This is a genomic window from Streptomyces sp. KL116D (genome assembly GCF_030766975.1).
Taxonomy (GTDB): Bacteria; Actinomycetota; Actinomycetes; order Streptomycetales; family Streptomycetaceae; genus Streptomyces; species Streptomyces longispororuber_A.
The window spans coordinates 424,452-442,454 of the sequence record NZ_JASERH010000136.1 but is presented as its reverse complement, the minus strand read 5'-3'; the positions used below and the strand labels follow the sequence as shown (position 1 = coordinate 442,454).

Annotated in this window: 15 protein-coding genes and 5 pseudogenes; 9 read left to right on the top strand and 11 right to left on the bottom strand. The window is 69.8% G+C overall.

The features are described 5' to 3' along the window. Positions 1 to 5 precede the first annotated feature (5 nt). The gene (locus RBJ77_RS50715; RefSeq protein ID WP_372351134.1) at positions 6 to 986 is read right to left on the bottom strand and encodes a hypothetical protein; all 981 of its coding nucleotides are present in this window, start codon (positions 984 to 986) and stop codon (positions 6 to 8) included. A gap of 1 nt (position 987) precedes the next feature. Further along, entirely contained in the window at positions 988 to 1,596 is a 609-nt protein-coding gene (locus tag RBJ77_RS50710) for a TetR family transcriptional regulator (protein WP_372351133.1), read from the bottom strand. Positions 1,597 to 2,058: 462 nt separating this feature from the next. Here RBJ77_RS50710 and RBJ77_RS50705 point away from each other — a divergent pair, with 462 nt between their 5' ends. Then, a complete protein-coding gene (locus RBJ77_RS50705; RefSeq protein WP_372351132.1) occupies positions 2,059 to 3,834 on the top strand; it encodes a tannase/feruloyl esterase family alpha/beta hydrolase in 1,776 nt (591 codons plus the stop codon). Positions 3,835 to 3,952: 118 nt separating this feature from the next. Here RBJ77_RS50705 and RBJ77_RS50700 read toward each other — a convergent pair whose 3' ends face one another. Both RBJ77_RS50700 and RBJ77_RS50695 read right to left on the bottom strand, forming a co-directional pair. Beyond that, positions 3,953 to 4,882 (bottom strand): SDR family NAD(P)-dependent oxidoreductase, encoded by a 930-nt coding sequence (locus tag RBJ77_RS50700; RefSeq protein WP_372351131.1) that lies wholly within the window; start codon positions 4,880 to 4,882, stop codon positions 3,953 to 3,955. 84 nt (positions 4,883 to 4,966) lie between these two features. Beyond that, complete coding sequence (locus RBJ77_RS50695) at positions 4,967 to 5,854, bottom strand: SDR family NAD(P)-dependent oxidoreductase (RefSeq protein ID WP_372351130.1); 888 nt, start codon at positions 5,852 to 5,854, stop codon at positions 4,967 to 4,969. A 70-nt stretch (positions 5,855 to 5,924) separates the two neighbouring features. On the opposite strand from RBJ77_RS50695, the gene RBJ77_RS50690 reads away from it, so the two are divergent. Further along, a complete protein-coding gene (locus RBJ77_RS50690; RefSeq protein ID WP_372351129.1) occupies positions 5,925 to 6,857 on the top strand; it encodes a LysR family transcriptional regulator in 933 nt (310 codons plus the stop codon). A gap of 28 nt (positions 6,858 to 6,885) precedes the next feature. Here the strand turns inward: RBJ77_RS50690 and RBJ77_RS50685 are convergent, their stop codons facing one another. Then, complete coding sequence (locus tag RBJ77_RS50685) at positions 6,886 to 7,689, bottom strand: maleylpyruvate isomerase family mycothiol-dependent enzyme (protein ID WP_372351128.1); 804 nt, start codon at positions 7,687 to 7,689, stop codon at positions 6,886 to 6,888. Between the two features lie 166 nt (positions 7,690 to 7,855). Further along, a complete protein-coding gene (locus tag RBJ77_RS50680) occupies positions 7,856 to 8,431 on the bottom strand; it encodes a TetR/AcrR family transcriptional regulator (protein WP_372351127.1) in 576 nt (191 codons plus the stop codon). Positions 8,432 to 8,501: 70 nt separating this feature from the next. Here RBJ77_RS50680 and RBJ77_RS50675 point away from each other — a divergent pair. Next, a pseudogene (locus RBJ77_RS50675) lies at positions 8,502 to 9,401 on the top strand (alcohol dehydrogenase catalytic domain-containing protein); the annotation flags it as partial. 83 nt (positions 9,402 to 9,484) lie between these two features. Here the strand turns inward: RBJ77_RS50675 and RBJ77_RS50670 are convergent. Next, positions 9,485 to 9,854 (bottom strand): annotated as a pseudogene (locus RBJ77_RS50670) (winged helix-turn-helix transcriptional regulator); the annotation flags it as partial. A 120-nt stretch (positions 9,855 to 9,974) separates the two neighbouring features. On the opposite strand from RBJ77_RS50670, the pseudogene RBJ77_RS50665 reads away from it, so the two are divergent. The 3 genes and pseudogenes from RBJ77_RS50665 to RBJ77_RS50655 all read left to right on the top strand — a co-directional run bounded on the left by RBJ77_RS50665 (position 9,975) and on the right by RBJ77_RS50655 (position 11,799). After that, a pseudogene (locus RBJ77_RS50665) lies at positions 9,975 to 10,893 on the top strand (alpha/beta fold hydrolase). Positions 10,894 to 11,031: 138 nt separating this feature from the next. Beyond that, positions 11,032 to 11,420: pseudogene (locus tag RBJ77_RS50660) on the top strand (MarR family transcriptional regulator); the annotation flags it as partial. A gap of 175 nt (positions 11,421 to 11,595) precedes the next feature. Then, a complete protein-coding gene (locus tag RBJ77_RS50655) occupies positions 11,596 to 11,799 on the top strand; it encodes a hypothetical protein (RefSeq protein WP_372351126.1) in 204 nt (67 codons plus the stop codon). Here the strand turns inward: RBJ77_RS50655 and RBJ77_RS50650 are convergent. After that, positions 11,709 to 12,518, bottom strand: a complete 810-nt coding sequence (locus tag RBJ77_RS50650) for a TetR/AcrR family transcriptional regulator (protein WP_372351557.1) — start codon at positions 12,516 to 12,518, stop codon at positions 11,709 to 11,711. The genes RBJ77_RS50655 and RBJ77_RS50650 overlap by 91 nt on opposite strands. Before the next feature lie 909 nt (positions 12,519 to 13,427). Here RBJ77_RS50650 and RBJ77_RS50645 point away from each other — a divergent pair. From RBJ77_RS50645 to RBJ77_RS50635, 3 genes are all read left to right on the top strand, one after another. After that, positions 13,428 to 14,402 carry a HAMP domain-containing protein gene (locus RBJ77_RS50645; RefSeq protein ID WP_372351125.1) on the top strand — a complete coding sequence of 325 codons (975 nt, stop codon included), beginning with the start codon at positions 13,428 to 13,430 and terminating at the stop codon, positions 14,400 to 14,402. Between the two features lie 427 nt (positions 14,403 to 14,829). Next, entirely contained in the window at positions 14,830 to 15,087 is a 258-nt protein-coding gene (locus tag RBJ77_RS50640) for a class I SAM-dependent methyltransferase (RefSeq protein ID WP_372351124.1), read from the top strand. Continuing rightward, on the top strand, positions 15,084 to 15,362 hold the full coding sequence (locus RBJ77_RS50635; RefSeq protein ID WP_372351123.1) for a hypothetical protein: 279 nt from the start codon (positions 15,084 to 15,086) through the stop codon (positions 15,360 to 15,362). Before RBJ77_RS50640 ends, RBJ77_RS50635 begins: the two co-directional genes overlap by 4 nt. Before the next feature lie 169 nt (positions 15,363 to 15,531). Here RBJ77_RS50635 and RBJ77_RS50630 read toward each other — a convergent pair. The 3 genes and pseudogenes from RBJ77_RS50630 to RBJ77_RS50620 form a co-directional block, all read right to left on the bottom strand. Beyond that, a pseudogene (locus RBJ77_RS50630) lies at positions 15,532 to 15,863 on the bottom strand (PRC-barrel domain-containing protein); the annotation flags it as partial. A 121-nt stretch (positions 15,864 to 15,984) separates the two neighbouring features. Continuing rightward, on the bottom strand, positions 15,985 to 16,626 hold the full coding sequence (locus RBJ77_RS50625) for an alpha/beta hydrolase fold domain-containing protein (protein WP_372351122.1): 642 nt from the start codon (positions 16,624 to 16,626) through the stop codon (positions 15,985 to 15,987). 103 nt (positions 16,627 to 16,729) lie between these two features. Beyond that, the gene (locus RBJ77_RS50620; protein WP_372351121.1) at positions 16,730 to 17,269 is read right to left on the bottom strand and encodes a hypothetical protein; all 540 of its coding nucleotides are present in this window, start codon (positions 17,267 to 17,269) and stop codon (positions 16,730 to 16,732) included. Positions 17,270 to 18,003 lie beyond the last annotated feature (734 nt).

Below are 18,003 nucleotides of genomic sequence, written 5' to 3'. Positions count from 1 at the left end.
CGCCTTCAGGCGGAGCGGCCGGCGGAACTGCGGGCGGCGCTGTCGGCTGGCCGCTGGTTCCTGGTGCTCATGGCGTGGAAGACCTTCTTCGGTTCCCAGCGGGACTCGTTGAGCATGCGCACGACGCCATAGGAGGCGATGTCGCGGTCTCCGGGCTTGTCGTAGTTGGCGAAGGAGAACCACAGAGCGGTGTCCACGCCTTCTTCCTCGAAGACGTCGAGCAGTTCGTCGAAGTAGCGCACTTGCTCGTCCTCGTCGGGGATCGCTCCCTGGGGTGGCTGCCAGGCCATGCCGCCGAGCTCGCCTGCGCCTTGGTAGGCGCAGGTGCCGTACTCGGTGACGGCGACGGGTTTGCCGTGGGCGAGGGCCTCGCGCAGGTGGGCGCGGAAGGTGCCGGCGTTCTGCGCGGTTCGATAGGCGTCGAGGCCCACCAGATCGAACGGGGCCCAGTCGACCGGCTCCCACGCGCCGGAGGCGTAGGTGATCCTCCCGCCGAAGTGGGCACGGACAGTCGTGACGGCGTCGGCGAGGAAGGCATTGAGGCGTTCGGGGACCGGGCCGAGGGACATCCACCAGTTCATGTCGGCGGTGGCCATGGCGCGCAGGCGGTCACGGTGGGTGTCACCGGGCAGGAAGTCGTGGGCGAAGGCACTGAGTTCGCAGCCGGCGACGAACACCACCGGCGCGCCGTTCCGCCGCAGTGCTTCGGCGCGCTGCGCGCAGTCGGCGAACAGCGCCAGGATCTCGTCGGGGCGAAGGTCGACGGGGAAGGGGGAGAACCACACTTCGAGGCCGGCGTCCGCGGCGAGCCGTGCGGCGGTGTCCAGCCGCTCGGGATCGCGGCCGGAGATGCGTACGGCGTCGCAGTGCAGATCACGCGCGAGTGTCGTCATGTCGCGCCCGACCTGTGCGGCGTCGAAGGTCTTTCGGGTGAGGAAGGGGTCGGGGAAGGTGCCGGTGTCGTAGGTGATGCCTCGTGCGCGCACGTCAGTGGCCTTCTTCGTGGTTGAGTCCGTGTTCCAGCAGGTCGAAGGCGAGCTCGACGTTCTTCGCCAGGGCGCTGCCGGCTTCCTTGGGGGAGGCTCCGTCCAGCAGCCGCTGGAAGTACGTCTCCTGGAGGGTGAGCAGGGATGCGGCGATCTGGGCGGCCATGAGCGCGGCGGGCGTGGGGCCGTGTTCCTCGGCCAGGACCTCGGCCAGTGCCTGGCGTTGCTGGTAGAGGAGACCGTTCGCCGCGGCCTGGAGCGCAGGGCTGGCCTGGATCACCCGGACGCGAGCGAGGAGGGCATCCAGGACCGCCGGCGGTAGCTGTGCGGTGGCGAGCATCCGATGGTGGGCCCGCAGTGCGTCGAGGAACGACTGACCGGCCGGCCGCTGGGCCACGATCCCGGCCAGGTCGTCACCGCTCGCGCCGTGCAGGACCAGAGATTCCTTGGTCGGGAAGTACGCGAAGAGTGTCGCCTTGGCGACCTCGCCGGCCTCGGCGATCTCGTTGACCGTCACCCCCTCGAAACCGCGCTCGCTGAACAGCCGCAGCGCCACTGCGGCGATCCGCTGCCGGGTCTGTTCCTTCTTGCGTTCCCGAAGCCCTGTCACCCAACCAGAATAATCAGACTGGGTTCAAAAACAAACTCGGTATGGTTTTTCACTTTGGCGTCTCGGCTGCTGGAGCGACGGGCTCGTGTCCTGGGGCGGCGCAACTCGTGTGACCTGCTGGAGTGCAGGAACATCCGCTCATCGAGCCATGTCTGATGCGCAACTCGAGTGAACTCTCATCTCCAACTCGAGGTGCCGAGAGCGTCAACCCGTGGTGCATCCACAGCACTCGATAAACGTCGACGATTTTGTCAACACTCTTGTTCCGGCAGAGGTGCGAGGGATAGCTTCCTTCCCGGCGGGGCCGTGTCACCCGCAGCACCGCATCGTCCACTCCACTCACCCAGGCGTGCGCCCGCGGACCACGCAAGGACGGCGCACCCGCGTCGTGCGCCGTGCCGCGCACGTGGTGGCCCGGTGACCCAGCGGCCGGTTCGGCGCACCGTTCAAAGGAGTCCTCGCATGCCGCTTCTGATCAGATGGTGTCGGCAGAAGGCGACCGTCTTCTGCGCTGTTCTCGCCGCAGTCGTGGCACTCGTCATCGCCGGAAACCTGGCGTTCGCCTCCGGCGCTACGAGCGCCGCGCAGGGCACCGAGACGGCCGACGCCGCGGCAGCGAACAGCGCCTCCTCCGGGATTCCTCCGGCCATGACCTGCGCCGACGTCGCCAGGCTCGACCTCGCAGGCGCAGTCCCCGGCGTGCCCTTCCAGATCAGCTCGGCCAAGCCGCTGGCCTCCTCCGACAACGCGTTCGGCGCGTGGGCGGCCTGCGACGTGACGGGCGTCATCGCCCCGCAGATCCACTTCGAGCTGCTGCTGCCCCAGACCGGCTGGCAGGCGAACTACCTGCAGGTCGGCTGCGGGGGCCTGTGCGGCAACGTGAGTCTGAAGTCCGGGGCTCCCGCGACGAACGGATGCGCCCCGCTGACCGACGGCGCCTTCGCCGTCGCCACCAGCGACGAGGGCCACTCCGGCGGCGGGGGCCTGTTCGGCACCGATCCGACCCTGCGCGCGGACTTCGGCTACAAGTCCGACCACCAGCTGGTCCAGGCGGCCAAGGCCCTCATCAAGAAGTACTACGGCCGGGACGCCGCGCACTCCTACTTCGACGGCTGCTCGCAGGGCGGCCACCAGGGACTCACCGAGGCCCAGCGCTACCCGACCGACTTCGACGGCATCATCGCCGGCGCCCCGGCGAACAACTTCACCGCGCTCAACACCTTCTCCCACGCGTGGACCGCCCAGTCCGTCTACCTCGACGGCGGACCGGCCACCCTCACCACCGCCGATCTGGAGCCGCTGCACAAGGCGGTCCTGAAAGGCTGCGGTGCCGGTGCCTCCGACGGAGTCATCACCGACCCGCTGAACTGCGACTGGGATCCGGCGAGCATCAAGTGCAGGGCGGGGCAGACCCCCACGAACTCCGACTACTGCCTGACCGCCGACCAGGTCACCACACTGCGCCGGATCTACGCCGGACCGACCGACGAGCACGGCAAACTGCTCTACCCCGGCTATCAGCTGCGTGGCTCGGAACTGAACTGGGCCGGCGTCATCATCCCCACCACGGCGACAGGCACCACCGGCGACATGGCCTTCGTCAAGGACGCCATCCGCTACCTGGCCTTCGACGAGCCGCGCCCCGACCTGACGTACAAGGACGTCAAGTTCACCGCCGCGTACTTCAAGAAGATCATGCAGCCCAACGAGGGCATGTACGACGCGACGGACCCCGACCTGAGGGCGTTCAAGAAGGCGGGCGGCAAGCTCATCCTCTGGCACGGACTGGGCGACCAGCACATCCCTGCCGTCGGAACCATGGCGTACTACAAGGCCGTGACCAAGACCATGGGCGGCACCTCGGCCACCAAGGACGTCGCGCGGCTCTTCCTGTTGCCGGGCGTCGCCCACTGCGGCGGCGGACAGGGACCGGACCGGATGGACGCGCTGACCGCCCTGGTCGACTGGGTCACCGAGGGCCGGGCGCCGGACAGCCTGATCACCAAGTCCGTGGACAGCAGCGGTAGGACGACCGCATCGCGTCCCGTGTACCCCTTCCCGTACATCGCGAAGAACACCACGGGCGGCCCGGCCGACGAGGCGAGCAGCTACACGCCCGTGCTGTCGTCGGCCGAGTCGAATCTGTCCCTCAACTGGCGCGGTTCCTTCCGTTCGGGTTACGAGAAGGTCGGCAACTGGGTTCACGGCAAGTGGGTGGTGAGCAACGGCAAGTCCTGAACCCTGAGTTCCGTGAGATGAGCACCGCTGTCCGGCGGTGGTGCTCACCGCACGGATCCGGCTGGACCGTGTGCGCCCGCCCTGCAGGTGCACACGGTCCAGTTGGAGCGGGTCCGGATCACGCGGCGCCGGCGAGGAGGTCCTCGGACAGCTCCCACAGGCGCCGCGCGCCCGCCGGATCGACGGCGTAGCGGGCGACTCCGTGCAGGGTGCCGGAGCGTCGGTCGACGATCTCGGTCTCGTTGCAGTCGGCGAAGTATCGGCCACCGACGCCTTCGAGCAGCGGAGAGGTGGCGAGGAGAGCCGAGGTGGCGGCTCCCTGCTCGACGGTCTTGATCAGTTCAGCAGCTACGCGGCCGCTGCCCCCGCCGTCCATGTGCCGTTGCAGGTTGGTGTAGATGGCGCCCGGCATCAGGGCGTTGGCGGTGATGTTGTCGTCGGCCCAGCGGCGGGTCGCCTCCACCGCGAACAGGACGTTGGCGGTCTTGGACTGCCCGTAGGCCAGCCACGGGTCGTAGCGGCGGAAGGCGAAGTTGACGTCGTCCCACACGATCGGCGACTGCTGGTGGCCGGTGGAACTCACCGCCACGACACGGGCGTTGCCGTCGGCGGCCAGCGCGCCGTGCAGGCCGGTGGCCAGGGCGAAGTGGCCCAGGTGATTGGTGGCGAACTGCCACTCCCAGCCCTGCTCCGTGTACTGCTCGGGGCAGGCCATGACGCCCGCGTTGTTCACCAGAACGTGCAGCGATCCCTGCCAGGCGGCGGTGAAGGCCGTGATGGACGCCGGATCGGTCAGGTCGAGGTGCGCGGCCCTGACGTCCTGGTTGCCGGTCGATCCGGTGATGTCCTTGGCGACGCGTTCTCCGGCCGCCACGTCCCGCACGGCGAGGGTGACGGCAGCGCCGGTGGCCGCCAGGGCGCGGGCCGTCTCCGCCCCGATGCCCGATGAGGCGCCGGTGACCACGGCACGGCGGCCGGTGAGATCGATGCCGGACACGACGTCGTCGGCGGTGCTGGCGAACCCGAAGGGGGTGGTGATGGCATTCATGAAACGGGACTCTCTGCTGAAGGACTGTGGTGTGCAGCGCCCACGGACGCTGCAGGAATGACGGAGGCGCCAGTTGGGGCGCGGTCAGGGGACGAGCAGTTGGTCCTGCTCGACCGGGGGCGTGCCGTCGTGCCAGGGCAGGGCTTGGCCGAAGCGCACCAGTTCGCCGTGGAGGGTGGGGTCGACGTGCTGGGCGAGGACCAGGTCGAGGACGGCGCGAGCGGCCCGGTCGGGGGACTGGGCCCGGCTGTAGTCGCTGAACCACGGCCGCGAGGTCGCGGTGTCGACCATGCCGGGGCACACGGCCGCGACGAGCGTGCCGTCGGCCAGGTCCCGCGCGCGGCGTTCGGTGGCGACGGCGCGGACGGCCGCGACCTGGGCCACCTTCGAGGGCACGTTCAGCCACAGCGGCCAGCCCGCCTCTGCGGCGGTCTGGTGGTGGATGGCGCTGCGCCACGACTCCACGGCGTACTCGACCTGTTCCAGGCTCGCGCCGTCGAACAGGTGGTGCAGCCGGACGTCGAGATGGCCGAGCGTGCCCAGGCTGCTGGCCACGACGAGCAGCCGTCCACCCGGGCGCAGCACGGGGCCGAAGGAGCGCAGGATCGCGTGCGTGGCGGTGTTGGAGACGTCGATGAACTCGTCGGCCCGCTCGGCCTGCGACTCCTCGGGCAGCAGGCGGGCGACCGCGTTGGAGATGACGACGTCCACCCCTCCGTACTGGGCGTGCAGGTCCTCGGCGAGACGGGCGACGGCGTCGGTGTCCGTGACGTCCAGGACCCGGCCTTCGACACGGGCGCGGGAGGCGGGCAGCTCACTGATGTCACGGGCGGCGTCCGCGACCCGCTGCTGGTCGCGACCGGTGAGCAGAACCAGATCTTGCGGGCCCGTGCGAGCGGCCAGTCCTGCGACGAAGGCCCGGCCGAGTCCTTGGTTGGCCCCTGTGACGAGTGCGATGCGCGAAGCGGTCATACGTCCACGTTAGGAACCTCGCATCCATGAGTCCAACGAAAGTTAGGCACAGGTAGTATGCGTAAACATCATGGACTTCACGGATGTGTCACTGACCGCACTGCGCGTACTGCGCGCCGTTGCCGAACAAGGGACCTTCACCGCGGCCGCGGCGTCGCTCGGCTACACGCAGTCCGCGGTGTCCCGGCAGATCGCCGCGATCGAGCGTGCGGCAGGCACGGAACTCCTGGAGCGGCGCCGCGACGGGGCCCGGCTCACCGCCGCGGGCCGTGTCGTCATGCGGCGTGCCACCGTCGTGCTCGACGAGATCGCCGCCACCGCCAGAGAACTGTCCGGCCTGCCGGAGCAGACCGGTACGGTCCGTCTGGGATGGGTGCCCAGCGTCGGGCCGGTGCTGCTTCCGCAAGCCCTCACCGCACTGCGCGCGAGCAACCCCGGGCTCGAGGTCGTCGGCCGCGAGGGCGGCACTCCTGCGCTGGTCCGCGCGCTGCGGGCAGGCAGTCTGGATCTGGCCCTGCTCGGCTCCGAGCCGCCGTTCCGTGCGCCGGACACGGAGTCGCCCCCGCTGGCACTGCAGACGCTCGCCGAACGCCCGCTGCGTCTCGCGGTGCCCGCCACCCATCCACTGGCCCGCGGTGAGTACGTCGACGTGGCCGATCTGCGCGGGCAGCGCTGGATCGCCGGGTCCACATCAGGGGAGGACCGCCTGATGGGCGTGTGGCCGGGCCTGGACGAGCGTCCCGAGATCGCCCACGTCGCCCGCGACTGGCTCGCCAAGCTCCACCTCGTCGCCGCAGGGTTCGGGCTGACCACCATCCCCGCCTCGCTCGTCGCGGCCGCGCCTCCCGGAGTGCGTGTCCTCCCTGTCCGAGGCGGTCCGCAAGAACAGCGACGCCTGGTGCTGGCGCGGCTCCCCGCCCCGCCCTCCCCGGCCGTGACGCGGGTGGCGGCCGTTCTCCGTGCGACGGCACTCGACGCATCTACGCCCCGCCTCTCCCCGTGAGCGCGGTGGTGTGGCGCCCCGGGGCCGGTCACTGGGGCGGCACCACTTTGAAGTAGAGGTCCAGGAGGGAGGCGTCGCCGCGGACCTCCAGTCCGTCCTTGGGGATGCGGTGCCACAGGAACAGGGCCAAGTCGGAGGCGGTGGCGGTCAGTTCGGCGTGGCAGCATCCGCTGCCGTGGTTGAGCAGTGCTCCTTCGGTGTCCAGCTGCACGACCCAGATGCCGAAACCGTCCGACTGCCGGAACCACATGCGCTCGCCCTGTCCGGGTGGTGCGGGGGACCAGCGTCGTCGGGCGGGGGCCATCACCTCGAAGGTGTGGGTGACGGCGTCCATGGCAAGGCGTCGCTCGACCGGCCCGGCGGAGCCGACGGCGTTCTCCGCGTCCCAGCGGTGCACGGCCGCCTCGATGGCCTGCATCCGCTGCCAGAACCCGACCGACTGCTCACTGCCCCAGGTCCACACCCGCTCGGCCGGGTCCCGGCCGGCCAGCAGTTCCGCCAGCCGGGCCGCACCCTCCCGGAACCAGTCGAGGAGGCTCGGGGGCAAGGGGCCGCGGTGCGGGGCTCGTTGAGGATCGGGCCAGTCGCCCCGGGCGGTCGGAAGCCGGAGCCAGGACCGGTCGGCGCGCTGCGGCCAGCCGTGTCGTCCCGCGCCCACCACCTGGATCACGTGGCGGTGTACGGATCCCAGGTGGAACACCAGATCTGCCATCGACCAGCCGGGGCACGACGGCACGAGAGCGGGACTGCCGTCCCCTTCCTGCGGTGTCGCCCGGCCGGCCGCGGCCTCGAACGCCTCGACATCGCGGCGCAATTGCGCGACATAGTCCATGCTTCACGGTCGGTCCTCCGGCCCTGTCCGCGCAACCACCGAGCCCGCGAGGAGCAGAGCCCGAGGCCAGGAAACCCGCTGTCTGTCGAGCGTCGATCAGCCTGCCGCCCGGGGCGGAAGCGGAGGCTCGATGTTGACCGGCCGGTGGTGTCGCACGCGTCCCGGCTCAGGGTGCGGTGGCTTCCCAGGCCGCCTCGATCATGCGGAAGACCTCGTCCACCGTGGCCCCGGGATCGTCGGCCCGGCAGGCCAGCGCGTAGGCGTCGATGGTGAACCGTGCGGTTGCCTGGCAGGCCGTAGCGCTCCGGGACAGGTGGGGGTCGGCGGCCAGTGCCGTTGCCAGAGCCTGTGCGTGACGCAGGCTCATCGACTCCTCGTACTCCTGCAGGGCCGGTGATCCCTCGATCAGGCGTCGGACGGGGGCGCTTCCCTCCGCCGTGCAGTGCTGTACCAGGGCCTGGACCTCGCGGTGCAGCGCGGTGATGAGCGGCTCGTGCGGGGGCCGGTCGGTCACGGCTCGTGTGAGGCGCTGCTCGAAGTCCTGGTCGCGTTCGAACACGAGGGCCTCTTTCGAGGCGAAATGCGCGAAGACGGTGGTGACGGCCACGTCGGCCGCGGCCGCCACGTCCCGGATGCCCACGGTGTCGTACCCGCGCTCCAGGAAGAGGTGCAGCGCGGTGTCGGCGATCTTCTGGCGGGTGGCGGCCTTCTTGCGTTCGCGGCGTCCGGACGGCTCGGTCATGGTCAGACACTAGCAGGTAGGAAAACAGAACCGTTGTGAAACACTAACGGTTAGGGCTATCTTCGATCGCATGAAGAAAATCAGCTTCGCCGCCTTCGGCGGTCCCGAGGTCCCGCAGTCTCGTGGAAGCGGAGGAGCCCTCACGCGGGCGCCGGCCGGATACGCATCGCCGTGCGGGCCGCCGCAGGGGTCAACCCCGTCGACTGAGGATCCGGGAGGGCTTTCAGGTCCTGAGCGCATCCGGTCCAGCTGCCCGCCGGGCTCGGACTGGACGCGGCAGGAGTCGTGGACGAAGTGGGCGAGGGCGTCGCAGGAGCCGAGGTCGGCGACCGTAGCCTTCGGTGAAGGCACGGACACGCACGCCGAGTTCGCCGTGCTGTCGGCCCGCCCGGATGCCCGAGGGCTGAGCTTCGAGGAGGCGGCCGGTTACCCGTCGGTGGTGGCGACCGCGCTGCGCATCATCGGGGAGGTGGGCGTGCGGCCCGACAGACACTGCTGGTCAGCGGAGCGTCCGGCGGCGTCGGATCGGCGGGAAGCTGCAGATCGCCCGCGCCCGCGCATCGCGGTCATCGGCATCGGCCGGGGCGGCGAACCAGGACTAAGCTGCGGGCCTGGGCGCCCTCGCCACGACCTACGACGCGTGGGTTGGGTCGAGCGCGTGCGGCAGTTGCCGGGCCGACGCGGCCCTGGACCTGGCCGGCTCCGGCGTGATCCCCGAACTCGCCGAGCTGACCGCGACGCGCGCAAGGTGGTGCTGTCCATCGCCGACCTCGGTGCACCGCGACCGGGCGTCCGCTTCTCCGGCGTGGCCGCGGGAGCGTCCCGGACGTGCGCTCGTCCGAAGCCGTCGACCTCATCACCCGCGTGCAGCGCTCCACATCCCGGTCGAGAAGTCGTACTCCCTCACGGAGGCGGCGATGGCGCACACCGATCACGCCGCGCCGGCCACACCCGCGGGCGCAGGGCAGTCCCGGGTCGCCTGACCCGCAGCGCCTTCGCCCCACGCCGAACGTCCGGATCAGGCGGTCGTCTCCTGGGCGTGCCGCTCGTTGGCGCGCGCCGACCTCGGCTCATGTGCTCCTCGGCCCATGCGCGGAGCCCGGCCAGCGGTTCTCCCAGGGTCAGGCCCAGCGGGTGAGCCGCAGTGGACGCGGGGCGGCACCGCGGCCTCCACCCGCCGGTGCACCAGGCCGTCACGGGTCATGTTCTGCAGGGTCACCGACAACATCTTCTGCGAGACGCCGGTCATCCTGCGTTGCAGCTCCGCGAAGCGCACCTCCTTCGGGGCGGCCTCGGCCAGGACCTGATGGCCATGGAGGTCCGACTTCGTGCCGATCCGATCGAGCAGCCGACGCGTCGGACACTCCGGATCGAACAGATCGCCGCGCTTGCCCGGAGCAGAGTGCTGGGAGGAGGGGGTCACCTGGAGCTCACCACCTGGGGGAGAAGTGCGGTCTTGCAGCAGCCACCGTGGTTACCTATCGCTTTTGTTGTCACCATTCGTAACCACCAAGCAGCACCATGCCTCGTCAACTCCCAGCACATCCACGGACATCGCTCGTCACCCGTCGAGCTCCGCCGAGTCCCCGTCAACGGCGTCGACCTCACTGTGGCTTGCCGGCGACGGCCCGGCGGTGCTTCTGCCGCACGGCTTCCCGCACACCTGGCAGCTGTGGACCGATGTCCTCGACTCCCTCGCAGGCCAGTGTACCGGGCGGTGATCGCGCCGACCCGAGCGCGGCGCGGGCGGAAGCACCCGCGCTCCGACGGCTACGACGCCGGCACGCTCGCGGACGATGCCGAAGCGCTCCTCGGCGCCCTCGGAGAGACGTCGGCCGCCGTGGTCGGCATCGATGCCGGTACCCCACCGGCGTTCCTGCTGGCCATGCGCCGGCCCGATCTCGTCCGACAGCTCGTGGTCATGGAGTCGCTGCTCGGCAGGCTGCCCGGTGCCGAGGAGTTCCTCGCCCACGGGGCACCGTGGTGGCTCGCTTCACGCGGTGCCGGGCCTCGCGGAAACCGTACTCAGCGGGCATCGAGCCGACTACCTCGACTGGTTCCTCACCACCGGCACCCTGGGGAGGGTGGCCCCCGCCGTGCGCGACGCCTTCGTGCACGCGTACACCGGCACCGACGCCCTGCGGTGCGCCTTCTCTTCTACCGGGCTCTGCCCACCAGCGCCGAACAGATCCAGGACGCCGTCGACACGGGCCGGCTGACCGTCCCCACCCTGGCCATCGGCGCCCACCCGGTGGAAAGCCCTCGAACAGCAGCTGCGACCGGTCGCCGATCACCTCGTCGGCTCACGTGCTCAGCCGACCGCGGCCACATCATCCCGCCGCACCGCCCCAAGAACCTGCTCGCCCTCGGAGCCGTTCCTGGCCTCGAGGTTCCGCACGATGACCTTGCCGGGCCCGCAGGAGCAGCTTTCGGGAGGCACCGGCGGATCGCATCGCCGATGAGCTTTCGGTGTACCGGACGGTCCAAGTCGGCACACTACAACGGGAGAACCCGATGGCCAAGACGCACGTGGACGATCCGATGGCACACATCGCCCGCCGCATGTTCGAGCTCCTGAACCGATCTGCCTGGTCACCTTCATGGCCGACGAGTGCAACGAAGAACTGGCCGCACTCGGCCACCGCACCTACTGGGACGGCTACTTCGCCAGCCGCGCCGCACCACTGGGACGAGTACCGCTCACGTCGTGCACGCAGCCTTCTACAACTTCGCCGACGGGGAAGCCGCACGGCACATCCCCAGCGCGTGGGAGACGATCCCGCCCGAGGCGTCCGTCGCCGCGCGAGAGCGGGGCAGCACGGCGCCTCCCTGCGCCGCATCCTCGGCGACGAGCTGGCCGGTTCCCGGGACTGGCGCGTGCCGCGGACCTGACCACGAAGGCCGCGACGAGCGCCCCCACCGAAGGCCGCGTGATGTACGCCGGCATGCGCACCTTGAGATCCCCGGCGACCCCGTCGCCCGGTTGTGGCACTCCGCGAGCATGCTGCGCGAGCACCGCGGCGGCGGCCACATCGCCGCTCTCTCGGAGCGCGCATCGGTGGCACGGAGGCCCATGTGCTCTCTCCGCGCTGGAGCAGGCATCCACCCGCCCGAGTCGTTCGGACGCATCCATCACTCCGCCGAAAGAGCGCCTGGTCGCAGTCATGGACGGCCTGCGCGAACGCGGACTCGTCGACATCGACGGTCACTTCACCGACGCCGGCCGCGCGACCAAACAGCGCATCGAAACCGTCACCGACGAACTCGCCGCCCCGCCCTACGAGGCGCCGTCGGCCGCCGAACTCGACGAGCCGATCACGGAGCTCGAACCCATCACGGCGGCTCTGGTGGCTGCAGGCTCGCAGTGAGACGCTCTGGTCCGCCTGATGATTCGCCTCGCACGATGAACCGCACGAATCCGCCCGCCCGAAGCTCGCGCGCAGCTGGCACTTTGCTGTCGCCGGAGTCGCCGGAGTCGCCGGAGTCGCCAGGAGTCGCCGGAGTCGCCGGAGTCGCCGGAGTCGCCGGAGACGCAGAGGCGGACCCTAGTCCCTCGCCCCGTAGGCGTGCAGGAAGGTGCGTCGACGGCGGCGCCCGCGATCTCCCTGGTCTCGGCGGCGCTCACCGCGCGCGTCCCGAGCCGCGACCGATGCCTCCATCGGCGCGAAGTGAGCAGCGCCAGGAACCGCTCGGCCGCGCGCGCCGGGTCCGCCGCGCGCAGCCGCCCGTGCGAGCGCGAGCCGCGCGAACCGGTCGGCCAAGGCCTCGCCGAGCGCCGCCCCGCCGTCCGGCCCTGGACGACCTCGGCGAGATCGGGGAACGTCGCGAGCTGCGCGTGCGTCAAGGCCCGCAGCGCGGAGGCCCGTTGACCGCAGCACACCTTGAGGAGCCGCGTACCCGACGTCCGCGAGCCCGGCGCGTAGATCGTCACCGGTCGCGCAGCCGCTCGACGACAGCGAGGTTCTCGGCCATCACGAGGTCGGCGGCAGCCGCTGACGGCATGCCGGAAGAGGTTCTCCTTGTCGCTGAGGTGGTTGTAGACGGTCGGCTTGGCGACCCCGGCCTCCTCCGCGATCTCCGCACGCACGCCTGTGCGTAGCCGCGCCGCGCGAACAGCGGCGAACGCGGCGTCGAGGATCGCCTGCCGCTTGTCGATGCGGCCCCGTGGAGCGGGCCGTCCCGCGGCCGCCGTCGTCGCTGGTGTCACGGGCGCAGACTACCCCGCGCCCAGGGCGAGTTGAACCCATGAGTTCAATCTCCCGAACTGCTGCGCGCCGACCGCTCAGCCCATTACTTTGAACTCATGGGTTCAAGTTGGAGCCCATGGCGCAGTGCGGCCGAGATCCCGGAAGGGGCAGCGCATGATCGTCAACACTCTGCGGTTCAGCTTCAAGGACGGCACGTCGCCACTAGGACGAGGAGGCCGTGCTCGCCGCGATGTGCGGCGCACGGCGAGTACCGAACCGGTCGTGGTACCCGGCACGGTCGGCCGGTACTACGGGCGATCCGACGGAGGGCTGCTACGCACACCTACCGGTGCCGCGGTGGCGGACCTGGAGGCGCTCGAGCGCTACCTGCATCGAGCCGGTCCACATCGACGGCGACTGGCTGATCATCCCGCATCTCGCGGCAGCTCGCCGCGTTCCGCTTCTCCGACGACCCCGACCCCGACCTCGACGCCAAGATCCTCGCTCTGCACACCCGCAAGGCTCGAGATGTACGGAGTGGGGCCGCCTCCTGGACGCGATCCCGCGCAGGGCCTCGTTCGGCGATCGGGACCGACTGAACCTGTCCGCGACCACTGAGCGTAGGGGCATCCAGCGCTCGTGCGCTCGTGCGCTCGTGCACTCGTGAATCTCGTGCGATCGAAGCCGAGTCCAGAGATGTAGGAGTGATGGGCCGAGGCCCGCGTGCCCGGATTGCCCGTGTGTCGGCGAGTACGCGGTTTTGGATACGCGGACGATATGCGCCCGCTCGTAGCATCGAGGGCATGCGTGTGCCGATCGTCGAGGACCAGCCCTGTACGGCAGAAGCTATCCGCGACCGCCTGCGACCGGAGGCGATGGGGAACGATCGTCTCTGGCGTGAAGGCCTCGCCGGCGCGGCGGAGACCACGGTGCGGAGGCCCGCCGGTCTCAGCGTGCGCCTCAAGCTCACTCTCAGCTACGCCGGATTCCTCATGGTCGCCGGTGCTTGCTGCTCGCGCCGTCGGACCTGGTGGCTCCTGCGGAGTGGCTGCAGACCAATGAAGCGCGTGGAGAGCGCACATCCGCACGACCTGCGTGCGGGGCTTCGCTGCCCGTCGCGGTCGCACGTCATGGCGGTGCTGCTGGTCGTCGGCCTGCTGGCGCTGGGATCCTGCCGGCCGTACTGCTCGCGCCTGCTCACCCGCATCACAGACGCCACCCGCCGCGCCGCGACGGGTCGCTGGCGCACCGCATCGACTGCCGGCCGCCAGGACGAGTTCCGCGAACTCGCCGACGCCTTCGACGCGATGCTCGGGCACGGCTGGAGGCGCACGTCGTCGAGCAGCGGCGGTTCGCGCCAACGCCTCGCACGAGCTGCGCACCCCGCTGGCGATCTCGAAGACGCTCCTGGACGTGGCCCGCGCCGATCTGACCAGGCGACACCGGCGCCGGCTCCTGACCGCCTCCACGCCGTCAACACCCGGGCGATCGACCCCACCGAGGCTGTCTGCTGCTGCTCAGCCGGGCCGAGTCAGCGGTCCTTCACCCGCGAACCGTCGACCTGTCGCTCCTGGCGGAGGAGGCGTCGCCGAGGCGCTGCTCCTCCCTCGCGGAAAACAGGAACGGCGTCGCCATCGAGACCACGCGGCGACGATCGCTTCGCGCGAGCGGTCGCCGCGCTGCTGCTGCAGCTGACCACGAACCTCGTGCACAACGCGATCGTCCACAATCTCCATGCCCGGGCATCGGCGCGGTCGACCACCAGCGCGCAGCCGGCACCGTGACGCTCACGGTGGAGAACACGCGAGAAGCTCGGCTCTGCACCTGGTCTCGACGCTCACCGAGCCGTTCCAGAGCGGCACCGAGCGCGTGCGCGCCGACCATGACGGGCGTCGGCCTCGGCCTGGCCATCGTGCGACCATCGCTCGAGCACACGACGGCACGCTCACCTCACCCCGCGCGAGACCGGCGGCCTGCGCATCACCGTGCAACTACCCGCGTGGACATCCCCGCAGCCGTGACGCAGGATCCACCCGCGCTGCCACCTGTGCCGGGCCAGTCCAGAGCTCATCAGTGGCCTCAGAGGCGGCAGCGCCGAGGCGGCGGCCTATAGTCGATCACATGAGTCGCTGGCAGGAACTTCTCGACCGCGTGGAACGTCCGGAGCCGAGTACGCAGCGCCCGCTTCGAGGCGCTGGGCCGTAGCGGAAAGTGACATGCACGGCGCAGGCTGCGCGCTCTGCGCGGCTCGCCGTGCCCGCCGGCAGTCGTGTGCTTGACGCCGGCTGCGGAACAGGGCGGGTCACGATCCGGCTGTCGGAGCTCGGGTATGACTGCGTCGGATTCGACCTCGATGCGTCGATGCTGGACGTGGCCGGAAGCAGGCGCCTCAGCTGCCCTGGTTCCAGACCGACGCCACGGAGTTCGACCCCGCCCTGCTCGGCATCGACGCCGACTTCGACCTCGTGATCGCCGCGGGCAACGTCCTGGCGCTGCTCGCCCCGGGACCGAAGCCGCGGTGGTCGGCAGGTTGGCTGCTGCGCTCGCGTCCGGGCGGCCTGCTGGTCGCGGGCTTCGGCCTGGACGCCGCCCACCTGCCCGTACCGCCTTCTCTCACGCTGCAGGAGTACGACGCCCACTGTGCGGCGGCCGGACTCACTCCCGTCGATCGCTTCGCAGCCTGGGACGCGGCTGCCTACGACGACGGCGGCTACGCGGTCAGTGTCCATCGCCTTGGTTCCTGACCAGACGTGACAGGCCCTGACCGAGGTGTGGTCAGGGCCTGGCCTGGACGCGATCAAGCCGCGGGCGTCGGCGGCCGGCCGTAGTCCTGGGCCTACGACGGGCCGGGGCCTTCGCCGAGGTTTCCGTTCCGGGCGGGGTGGGCGAGGTGATGCCGCTGCCTGCACCGCTGCTGTAGTGGGTGCCGAGCTCCTTGTGGTACTCGGTGTTGCCGAGGTGCTTGTCCTTGTCGAACTCCGGAGCGGACTTGATCTGCTCCTGCTGCGCGCGACGCTGATGGTCTTCGCCTCCGCGTCGATGCTGGTGATCGTGCCGGCGGGCAGCAGGACCTCCTGCCGAAGATCCACATCCCGGTGTCGACGACGATGTACCGGTCTCCGACGTCCTTGGAGTGCTTGTCGACCTTGCCGATGCTGCCGTCCATCGCTTCGACCTTGTATCCGGTCAGATCGTGTCCGGGCTGTGGCCGGCGGCGGACGGTAGTTCCAGATGTTCTCGCTCATGGTTCCTCCTCCGCGGATCGGGTGCACGGACGGGTGACACGTTTTGTGCCGTACGCCCTTATTCGTTCCGCCTACGCGAGTTCCCTGTCGTGCGCGAACAAACCGGCTCGTCCGCTTCGGGTCACGCCGCGTGGTTGCACGTCACGCCCGAGCCGAAGCCCAGCTCCTGTGCCGCCGAGCCGAGCAGGCTGGGCAGCAGGATCGGGAGTGCTGACGGGAGGCGAGAACCCAGGCGGCGAAGGCTTCCACCCCGTCCACGACCGCCTCGAAACGCGCAGAGTGATAGACGTCGAATGAATGCAGCCCACCGGGCAGTTCGGCGTAGACGACGGCACTGTTCGAGGCGCGCCGCAGCTGCGCGACGAAGCTCCGTGCGCTCGACGGTGCCGCGCATGTCCTTGGTGCCATGGGCGACGAGGAACGGTGGCGCACCGGCGTGTACGTATCCCTCGAGGCTGCTGGGCAGGGGCGGGCTCGTCCGGTGGTTCCCGAAGAAGTGTCCGTAGTAGCCGTAGAGGCAGATCGCCGCGGTGACCGACGTGTCTCCGACTCGAACTCCGGGCTGGAACGAGGGGTCGTTCGGCGTGAGTGCGCAAAGGGCCGCCGTGTTCGATCCGGCGGAACTGCCGGCCACGAACAGTTGTGAGGGGTCGCTGTACTCGCTGCCGTGTTCACGCACCCAGGCGATGACCTTCTTGGCGTCGATCTGGTGGCCGGGGAAGATGGTCTGGGGTCGCAGCCGATAGTTGGCACTGATGCACACCCAGCCCTGCGACGCCAGGTGGTACAGCAGCGCGGGCGCGCCTCGCGGTTCTTCGCTCCGCTCGCGTAGCGTCCTGCGTGTGCGGTCGACGGTGCGTCCGCTCTCAGCCGCGTGTGTGGGCGAAGAGGCTCATGGCACCGCAGACGAGGGCGACGATCGCCATTGCAGTCAGCATCCAGCCTGCATTGACGTAGCGGTGCTTGCGCAGCACCACGCGCGCGATGTGGACCAGGTTGTACGAGAGTGACTTGAGCTCGAATTCTTGGTCAGCCTGAGCCACCTTGGCGGCTGCCTCGCTCATCCTCAGGTGGGCGAGATCACCGAAGTACCAAAGCACCTCGGGACAGTAGGTGTCCGGGTCGTCGGGGTGGACACCCAGAAGGGCGAAGGTGCCCTGGACGTTCTTCACGTGCCGAGACCACAGAGCGGCAGCCGCGCATCCGACCGCGCCTATGAGAGCCAACGCGGACAGCGCAAGAAAGCACCAGGTCTCAGGTCCCGAGGAGTGCCTGATGTCTGCCTGGGGCGAGACGGGCCGCGCGGCAATTCCCTGAACAGCAAAGTGACCAGCAAGCCGTTCACGGTAGAGAATGATCTGCGCCTTGGACTCGGCGATCTTGTACCAGTCGATGGCTCCGTTCATAGGCCCGCCAGACGTACTCCCCGGAACCCGACGCCTTCTCCGTCATGAACTTGACATGCCCTCTGCTCGGAACCGCGGAACGCGTGCATCCCGTGCGAAGACGGGGCCAAAGCAGCCCCACTGTTTCGTACCGGTCCACGCCCCAGGCGGAGCCGGCTTCATGCCGCCGGTCGACTAGGCGGCGCGATATATCGGTGGCGGGTGGCATCGTGGACGCCGAGATGCGGCCCAACCTGAGGTTGCCGCCCGTCGTCCCTCCTGGGGTCGGGCGGTGGGAAAGGTCCGGTCCCTGTGGCTGCCCAGGCGGCATCGACCGAGGGGGCGGTGAAGATCGGTGCGCCGGATCCATGTGAGCCGAGGGCGACCAGAGCGAGCAGGGCTTCGTGCCCGGCGGCCTCCACGGCTATGCGGGGGTGATGCCGATGTGGCGGAACCATCGGTCGGCGATGTCGCGGACCAAGCCCTGCCCTGGGAGTACGAACAACTCATCGGGATCGGCAAGCAGCACGTTCGAACGGGGTGAGCCGGCCCGGACGGAAACGCGCCGCCTGCGGCGATCTACGACCTGATGCCGTAGTACGTCGATCACTCGTACGCGGGTGCAGTCCTCGCCGTGATCGTTCTCGCCGTGGCGGCAGGAGTGGGGCGTGTGTCAGTGAGTGACATCATCGGTTTCGTCCCGGTCGTCTGGGACCGCGTGGTCCTGCACGACGGGTGCACGACCCTCGTGCCGT